Here is a 466-nt window from a genome sequence, read left to right as displayed (position 1 = left end):
GTGCCGGGCTCGGAGACGGTGAAGGCGCTGAAGACCGACCCGCACCGGCTCCTCATCACGATCCTCGTCGGCAACAACATCGTCAACATCGCGATGTCCTCCATCTCCACCGGGCTGCTCGTCTACCTCGGCCTCGGGCAGGGGCAGGCAGTCACCATTGCCACCTTCGGGATCACGGCGCTCGTCCTGCTGTTCGGCGAGAGCGCGCCGAAGTCGTACGCGGTCGAGAACACCGAGTCGTGGGCGCTACGCATCGCCCGCCCGCTGAAGCTCTCCGAGTACGTCCTCCTCCCGCTCGTGGTCCTGTTCGACTACCTGACCCGGGTCGTCAACAAGATCACCGGCGGGCGCTCGGCGATCGAGTCGTCGTACGTCACCCGCGACGAGATCCAGGACATCATCGAGACGGGCGAGCGCGAGGGCGTCATCGACGAGGAGGAGCGCGAGATGCTCGACCGCATCTTCC

1 protein-coding gene is annotated in these 466 nt (G+C 66.1%); it reads left to right on the top strand.

Annotated features, from left to right (window positions below):
- A partial coding sequence (locus EXE45_RS17890) for a CNNM domain-containing protein (protein ID WP_137695120.1) occupies window positions 1-466 on the top strand: 466 nt, incomplete at both ends.

The sequence above is a fragment of the Halorubrum sp. SP9 genome (assembly GCF_005435015.1).
In the GTDB taxonomy this organism is placed as follows: Archaea; Halobacteriota; Halobacteria; order Halobacteriales; family Haloferacaceae; genus Halorubrum; species Halorubrum sodomense.
Note: the sequence above shows the minus strand (reverse complement) of the source record. Positions and strands in the feature narration are given on the sequence as shown.